This is a genomic window from Thalassospira sp. UBA4513 (genome assembly GCF_002388495.1).
Taxonomy (GTDB): Bacteria; Pseudomonadota; Alphaproteobacteria; order Rhodospirillales; family Thalassospiraceae; genus Thalassospira; species Thalassospira tepidiphila.
In genome coordinates this window covers 244,795-252,967 of record NZ_DGMR01000038.1, presented here as the reverse complement: position 1 = coordinate 252,967, position 8,173 = coordinate 244,795, and the positions used below count along the sequence as shown (strand labels likewise).

Here is an 8,173-nt window from a genome sequence, read left to right as displayed (position 1 = left end):
CCGCCTGTGATTGTCGAGAAGTAAGACGACAGATCAGAATTTGTCAGCCTGAACCAGACCGTCGATCAGGATAACCTTGGTCGGATCGCCCTTGATGCCAAAGTCATTGTCGTTGATCATCGCGAGTGCACCGTCGCCCATGATGGCAAGGCCTTCAAGCTTGTTCGGTGCTTCCGGGTAGTCCGCGCTGTCAAAACGAAGCGTCTTTGAAACCGGGGTAAGATTGATGCTGCCAAGGTCGTTTTGCTGTTCCAAAGTCGGACTGGTCGACATGTCATCCCAACGGGTGGCAAGGATGTTGGTCGCCCCTTTAAGTTCGACTTCATGCAGCTTCGTGGTCTTGTCAGTACGTTCAAGCACCAGAAGACGGTCATTGCCAAGGGCAAGAACTTCGGAAATGCGCGGTGCGTTCTGTTTCTTGGACGGATCGTTGCGGAAGCTCTGCGGGTCATCCAGCTGATATATATATTCGCCGCTCAGTTTGGACGCTGCGCGATCATAAACGAACAAACGGGTGTTCTTGGCCGCCTTGTAGGCATCGGCATTCGGGTTGGCCAGCGGGTTCTGAACCATGAAGTAAAGCTTGGTTTCGTCTGGTGATACGGCCATGGATTCAATGCCGCGGTTGGTCTGGCGTTTGACCAGAATGGCCGGAAGGCCACCGGTGACTTTATAAGCCGAACCTTCGAAATCCTTTTCCGAACCGGCCGGAACGATACGTTCGATAACGGTGCCGTCCGCCGACGCATGCAGGATCGACGGGCCGTTTTCTTCACCAATCCAGTAGGACCCGTCAGATAGACGAATAATGCCCTCGGCATCGATCGAGGACACCGACTGTTCAAGCGGATTGCCATTGGCATCGACCGGCTTTTCGGTTTTGGCGACGGTGAGCTTGTTGGTCAGGCCGGTCAAAGGCACACCATTCTGATCCTTAAGCGTAATGACGTCCTTGACGTCAAAGCTGCCATCATCATTCAGGAAGATGGTGTAGATCGATGGCGAGTAATCCGGGGTCGGATAAACACGGACTTTCTGCCCCTTGCAGACCTGATCGGCAGAAACACCAAGGACGGCTTCAACATCGCCACAGACAAAGTTCGGGCCACGGTCAGAAACGGCATAGAACATGTTGGCCGGATCGCCCGGGCGGCGGTATGCGCCAGAACCAAAGCCGACGGTAAGCGGGCGTGCCTTGCCTCCGTCAACCATGACGGTTGAAAGGTTGTTGATCGCACTTTTGGTTTCAAAAACCTTGGCTTCGCCTGCCATGGCAGAACCCGCCATCAGCATGGCGGTAACACCGAAAAGACCGGCTGCAAACGTCCGTTTCATCACTGGGAATTCCCCGAAAAATTTCACAAAAACACTTAGGCTCAAGCCCGCAATGTTCGGGCGAACTGTGTTCCTGTTCACATTAAGGGTTCTGTGTGACAGTTTGTTTGCACTTGAGCGTCGCTTTGATGAAACAAATCAGACGCTTGGCCAGGTTTGGGATGTACTACTTCCAGAAATCCTCGCGGCGGACCGTGAAGGTTTCCGAAACGCTGGCATATTCCTGATAGCCAAGCCGCGCGAGCGGCTCAAACAGTGTGATATCAACCATGCCATCGCGAATGATGTCATCATCGATATGCAGGCCAACGACGGTTCCAATCACCATCGCACACGGGCGTTCCGGATTGGCGCTTGGCAGGTCGACAATCTGGAACACTTCACATTCCATATGGATCGGCACACCCTTGATCAGATGCGGTTTGACGCATTTTGCCGGCAGCTTTTCCAGCCCGGCATATTCAAACTCATCTTCGCCCGGCGGCAGCGGGGCCGAGGAAAAATTAAGTTCTTTCAGCATCGCCTTCGGCGCAACGCCAACAACAAACTCGCCGGTATCGCGCGCATTGCGCAAACTGTCGACCGACCCGCCCGACGAAAACATTACCATCGGCGGATTGCCATGCACCGCATTGAAAAAGGAATAAGGCGCAAGGTTGGCCCGGCCTTCCTTGTCGAGTGTCGATACCCAGCCAATCGGACGCGGCGCCACACAGGCCTTGAACGGGTCATGTGGAAGATTGTGGGCGGTTTTTCCGGGCTCGTAAAACATCGGGACGTCCGTTCTGGTTGGCGGTGTCTTTTATCCGACTGCAAAAAGCAATCAGATCACTTGATCATGCGTCATATTTCATTGTCCCGGCGCGTATTCGTGTTCGCGTACATGATCCGGGCGGTCGGACAGATGCAGGCGTGTCTGCGCCATTGGCGTTTCGGCGATGATCTTGCCCCGGCGGATAACGAACAGGCGGTTGGCGCGCATGCGGATGGCCTCGATGGTGTCGCGGGCCTGCAGGATGACGAAATCGGCATTGTTGCCAACTTCAATCCCATACCCTTCAAGTCCCATGATCTTGGCGGGTTCTGTCGTGACCGCATCAAAGCAGGCGCGGATATCATCGCGTGACGTCATCTGGGCGACATGCAGCCCCATGGATGCGACTTCAAGCATGTCGCCAGAACCCATCGAATACCAGGGATCCATGACGCAATCATGACCGAAGGCCACCGTGAGCCCGGCCTTGCGCAATTCCGGCACACGGGTCATGCCGCGCCGCTTCGGATAGGTGTCATGACGGCCCTGAAGGGTGATGTTGATCAGCGGATTGGCAATGGCGGAAACCTCTGCCTCGGCCATCAGGGCGATCAGCTTGGAGACATAGTAATTATCCATCGAGTGCATGGATGTCAGGTGTGAGCCGGTCACCCGGCCCTGAAGCCCCAAACGCTGGGTTTCATAGGTCAGCATTTCGATATGACGCGATAGCGGATCATCAGATTCATCGCAATGCATATCGACCATAAGCCCGCGGTCCGCCGCCATTTCGCAAAGTTCTTTGATGCTTTGTGCACCATCGGCCATGGTGCGTTCGAAATGCGGAATGCCGCCCACAACATCGACACCCTTGTCCAGCGCACGGATGGTGTTTTCCTTGGCGGTCGGGCTGCGCAAATAACCATCCTGCGGGAAGGCCACCAGTTGCAGATCGATATAGGGTGCGACCTGTTTCTTGACTTCCAGCAACGCATCAACCGCCAGCAACCGGTCATCGCAAACATCGACATGGGTGCGGATGGCAAGCAGTCCTTTGGAGACCGCCAGATCGCAATATTTAAGCGCGCGCTCAATCACCGCTTCGGGGGTCAGAAGCGGTTTAAGCTCCCCCCACAGTGCGATGCCTTCAAGCAACGTGCCCGACTCATTCATGCGCGGCAGACCGAGTGACAGGGTCGCGTCCATGTGGAAATGGCTGTCGACAAAGGGCGGGCTGACCAGCATGTCACCACAATCAAGCACCTCAACCGAGGGCACATCGATATGTTCGGCAATCTCGATGATTTTGCCGTTCTGACACGCGATATCCACACCGGTTGGGCCATTGGCGATATTGGCGTTTTTCAGGATCAGATCGGGTTGCATGATGTCATCCTTGGTCTGGTGGTGGCAGTCATAGTTGTGGTGCTGTGCTTAACGCTGGCCCTTGAACCATGGCACAAGAAGCGCCTTGGGGTAATCGGCTTTGCGGGCGACAACAATAAGCGCAATGATCGACAGGATATAGGGCATCATCAGGAATACCTGCGATGGCAGGAATGCGCCGACCTCGGTCTGCAGGCGTACCTGAAACGCGTCAAATGCCCCAAACAGCAAAGCCCCGATCAATGCCTTGCCCGGTCGCCAGCTGGCAAACACGGTCAGCGCGATACAGACCCAGCCACGGCCATTGATCATGCCAAAGAAGAACGCATCAAAGGCCGACATGGTCAGGAAAGCCCCGCCCAATGCCATCAGTGATGATCCGACAACGACCGCACCAATGCGAAGGCCATAAACCGAAAGCCCCTGTGCCTCTACCGAGGACGGGTTGTCGCCAACCGCCCGGATCGCAAGACCAAGTGGCGTGCGATACAAAACCCAGCCAGTGACGAACACCAGCACAAGGGCCAGCATCGTCATCGCCGTTTGCGAAAACAGTGCCTGACCGATGAAGGGTAGGTCTGAAAGAAACGGGATATCAAGCGGACGGAACGGTTCGATGCGCGGCGGGGACGAAACATCGGGCAATGCCGTGCGATAGGTGAAATAGGACAGGCTGGTCGCAAGCAACGTCACCCCGATGCCTGACACATGCTGGCTGAGCCCCAGCGGCACAGTCAGGATCGCATGGATCAGGCCAAAGAAGCCACCCGCAAGGGCTGCAACCAATACACCGCCCCAAAGACCGGCACCTAGCCATACAGCCATCCAGCCCGCCATGGCACCGGCGGTAAAGATGCCCTCGATCCCAAGGTTAAGCACACCGGCGCGTTCGCAAATCAATGCGCCCAACACGCCAAAGATCAGCGGGGTCGCAATGCGAATGGCGGCTTCCCAGAAGCTGGCGGCAAGAAGAATATCAATGATTTCCATGGTCTTTCCCCTTAGCCCTGCGCCGATTTGCGATCAAAGTGAACCCTAAACCGGGTCAAGAACCCGCCGATCAAAACGCACAGCAACGCCATGGCAACGATCAGATCGGCGAGATAGCTTGAAACGCCAATTGCACGGCTCATGGAATCTGCACCGACAAAGACCGATGCAACAAACAACGCCGATGCAATTACGCCGATGGGTGACAGACGGGCAAGCATAGCGACCACAATTCCGGCATAGCCATATCCGGGCGACAGGTCAGTTGCGAGGTAACCACGCGTGCCAGCCACTTCCGATACCCCGGCAAGACCGGCCAAACCACCCGACAGGGCGGCAACAAGGATCATGGTTTTGGTCACCGAAATGCCGGAAAATTTGGCAGCTGCGGCATTTTCCCCCACTGCACGAATTTCAAAGCCCCATACCGTGCGTTTGACGAAAATCGCCAGCGCAATGGCCGAAACAAGTGCGATGAGAAGCCCGATATGTACCCGCATGCGTTCCAGAAGGGCCGGGAATGCTGCACTATCAATGATCGGTTCAGACTGCGGCCAGCCCATCGACATCGGGTCTTTAAGCGCCCCTTCGAGCATCATCTGGACGAACAGCAACACGATGAAATTCAAAAGCAGGGTGGTGACCACTTCATCGACGCCAAGGCGGGTTTTCAAAAGCGTCGGGCCAATCAGCATCAGCGCACCTGCAATCATGCCTGCGATGATCACAACCGGGATCATCACCCAGCTTGGCCCATCAATCACACCCGAACCAACGGCAACGGCGGCCATGGCCCCCATGTAGAGCTGGCCTTCAGCACCGATATTCCAAAGCTTGGCCCGGAATGCGATGGCGGCCGCAAGCCCAGTCAGGATCAGGGGCGTTGCGCGGGTCAGCATTTCCGAGGTCGAGAACACGGAGCCAAAGGCACCGCTGATCATAAGGCCATAGGCCTCAATGATCGGCGCACCGGCAAGGGCAAGCGGAATGGCGGCCAGAAGAATGGCAATCGTCGCGGCCAGAACCGGGACGCCATAAACCAGAAACGGGCCGGGATTGCTGCGGGGTTCAAAGCGGATCATGCCGTTTCTCCCGGATTGGTGGTCGTCGTGGCAGGAGGGGCATCGGGGGCATGCGAGGCGGCTTTTTGTCCGGCCATCATCAGGCCAAGTTCGGACCGATCAATGCTATCGGTTGGCATGGCGGGTGTAATATGCCCGGCATGGATCACCGCGATTTGGTCGGAAATGGTCAGAAGTTCATCAAGGTCTTCGGAAATCAGGATCACTGCGGCCCCGCCCTGGCGGGCTTCCAGCAATCGACGATGGACTTCGGATTGCGCGCCGACGTCAAGGCCGCGTGACGGCTGATTGGCAAGGATCAGCTTGGGCGACTTTTCCAGAACACGCGCCAGGATCAGTTTCTGGATATTGCCGCCGGACAACAGGCGCGCCGGGGCATCCGGGCCCGGGCAGCGCACATCATAATCGGCAATCGCATGTTCCGCACGTTTGCGGATGGCCTCGAAATCAAGGAAACCGAGTTTCTGGTATTCCGCGCTTCGGACATCCTCGATTGCGATGTTTTCAGCCACCGTCATTGATCCGACCATGCCGTCATGATGGCGGTCTTCCGGAATGCGTGCGATGCCGTTCTGCGCGAAGGTGTGGGCGTCGAATTTGGTGACTTTTTCGCCAAATATTTCGACTGTGCCGCGATCGGGTTTATCAAGCCCGGCGATAAGTTGCGCCAGCGCCGCCTGCCCATTGCCCGATACCCCGGCAATGCCAAGAATTTCGCCTTCCCGGGCGGTGACATTCACCCCATGCAGGGACCGGCGGGAATCACCGCGATCAATGGTCACATCGACAAGTGTGATGACGGGCTTTCCGGGCGCGCGCGGTGTACGGCGGCTGGCGGGAACTTCGCGACCGACCATCAGTTCGGCGATGGATTTATGGTTCGCATCGCTGGTTTTCATTTCGCCAACCTTGGCACCGCCGCGCAGGACCGCAATCCGGTGCGAAACAGCAAGAACTTCGGCCAGCTTGTGGGCGATGATGATCACCGCAAGGCCGGTTGCGGCAAGTTTGCGCAGGATGGCAAACAGGCTGTCGGCTTCTTGCGGTGTCAGAACGGCGGTGGGTTCATCAAGAACCAAAAGCCGCGCATTGCGATAAAGCGCCTTGAGGATTTCAACGCGCTGCTTTTCACCGACGGTCAATTTGTGCACTGGCTGATCAAGATCGACATTAAGCCCCGATCCGGCCATCAGTTCACCAAGCTTTGCGCGTGCGCTGCTGCGATCACGACGGAGCCTGAAAATAGGTTCGGTCCCAAGGACAATGTTATCAAGCCCGGTCAGGTTTTCGGCCAATGTGAAATGCTGGTGAACCATGCCGATCCCGGCATCAAGGGCAGCCTGCGGGGCGCCCGGTTCAAGCTGTTCAAGGTTACCATCGCGACCAGCGACCGTAACGGTGCCTTCGTCTGCGACATAGTGACCGAACAGAATATTCATCAAGGTGGTTTTACCCGCACCGTTTTCACCAAGAAGGGCAACGATTTCGCCCTTGTGAACGGTCAGGTCGATGGCGTTATTGGCAACGAGTGGGCCAAATCTTTTGGTGACACCTGCCAGCGACAGCAGCAGGTCTTGCGACGTTTCGGATGATGTGTGCGCAGCAGATGACATTCGGGTAATCCGTTTTGTTTTTATGCGTCACGCTGTGGGGCAGTGGGCGGCTTTGTGGTGGGTATGATGTCGTAAATGACAAAGGGCAGTTCGATTGTTTAACCGAACTGCCCAGTGATTTCAGCGAAATCTTACATTGATGATTTCGGTTCTTCGTCGTTTACGTCAACCGTGAAGGACCCATCAAGGATTTCAGCCTGTTTGACTTCGACTTCTTCAACCGTGCCGTCCGGCAGCAGTGCCGGATCGAGAACGACAGAACCGCCGCCATATTCCATGTAGCTGAACTTGCCGTAATCTTCGGCCTTGAATTCACCGGCTTTGACCGCCTCGATGGCATGGTCAATGGTGGCTTCCATGTGCCACAGGGCCGAACCCAGAATGGTGCCCGGATAATCAGCCGCGGTGTCGATCACGTTGCCAACGGCCAGAATGCCGCGTTCCTTGGCGGCATCGGAAACGCCAAAGCGTTCGGCATACATGATGTCCGCACCGCTATCAATCATGGCAAAGGCTGCTTCTTTGGCCTTGGGCGGGTCATACCAGCTGTTGATGAAGGTCACCATGAATTCGACATCCGGATTGACCGATTTGGCACCTGCCATGAAGGCATGCATCAGACGGTTCACTTCCGGGATGGCAAAACCGCCAACCATGCCGATCTTGTTGGTTTCGGTCGCCTTACCAGCCGCCATGCCGACAAGGTAGCTCGGCTCGTGGATGAAGTTATCAAAGACCGAGAAGTTTTCCCCGTCCGGGGCAAAGCTTGACCCCATCAGGAACGCGGTTTCCGGATAGTCGGCCGCAACCTTGCGCGCAGCACGTTCGACACCGAACACTTCACCAACGATCAGGTCTGAACCGTTTTCGGCATATTCGCGCATGACGCGCTCATAGTCGGTGTTGGCGACGTTTTCGGAAAACTCATAGGAAATATCGCCACGTGCTTCGGCGGCATTAAGCGCCTTGTGAATGCGCGATACCCACTGCTGTTCGACCGGAACGGTGTAGAT

7 protein-coding genes are annotated in these 8,173 nt (G+C 56.2%); all 7 read right to left on the bottom strand.

Annotated features, from left to right (window positions below; genetic code table 11):
- Positions 1 to 33 precede the first annotated feature (33 nt).
- The gene (locus B2T33_RS16775; protein ID WP_286792677.1) at positions 34 to 1,335 is read right to left on the bottom strand and encodes an esterase-like activity of phytase family protein; all 1,302 of its coding nucleotides are present in this window, start codon (positions 1,333 to 1,335) and stop codon (positions 34 to 36) included.
- 166 nt (positions 1,336 to 1,501) lie between these two features.
- Positions 1,502 to 2,107 (bottom strand): flavin reductase family protein, encoded by a 606-nt coding sequence (locus B2T33_RS16770; protein WP_008889862.1) that lies wholly within the window; start codon positions 2,105 to 2,107, stop codon positions 1,502 to 1,504.
- A gap of 78 nt (positions 2,108 to 2,185) precedes the next feature.
- Entirely contained in the window at positions 2,186 to 3,475 is a 1,290-nt protein-coding gene (locus B2T33_RS16765) for an amidohydrolase family protein (protein WP_197146631.1), read from the bottom strand.
- Positions 3,476 to 3,523: 48 nt separating this feature from the next.
- Positions 3,524 to 4,465 (bottom strand): ABC transporter permease, encoded by a 942-nt coding sequence (locus B2T33_RS16760; protein ID WP_062955907.1) that lies wholly within the window; start codon positions 4,463 to 4,465, stop codon positions 3,524 to 3,526.
- 11 nt (positions 4,466 to 4,476) lie between these two features.
- A complete protein-coding gene (locus tag B2T33_RS16755) occupies positions 4,477 to 5,547 on the bottom strand; it encodes an ABC transporter permease (protein WP_197146632.1) in 1,071 nt (356 codons plus the stop codon).
- A complete protein-coding gene (locus B2T33_RS16750; protein WP_197146633.1) occupies positions 5,544 to 7,160 on the bottom strand; it encodes an ABC transporter ATP-binding protein in 1,617 nt (538 codons plus the stop codon). The genes B2T33_RS16755 and B2T33_RS16750 overlap by 4 nt, the downstream gene beginning before the upstream one ends.
- Before the next feature lie 131 nt (positions 7,161 to 7,291).
- The coding region (locus B2T33_RS16745) for a BMP family protein (protein WP_286792676.1) at positions 7,292 to 8,173 on the bottom strand (882 nt) is incomplete at its 5' end.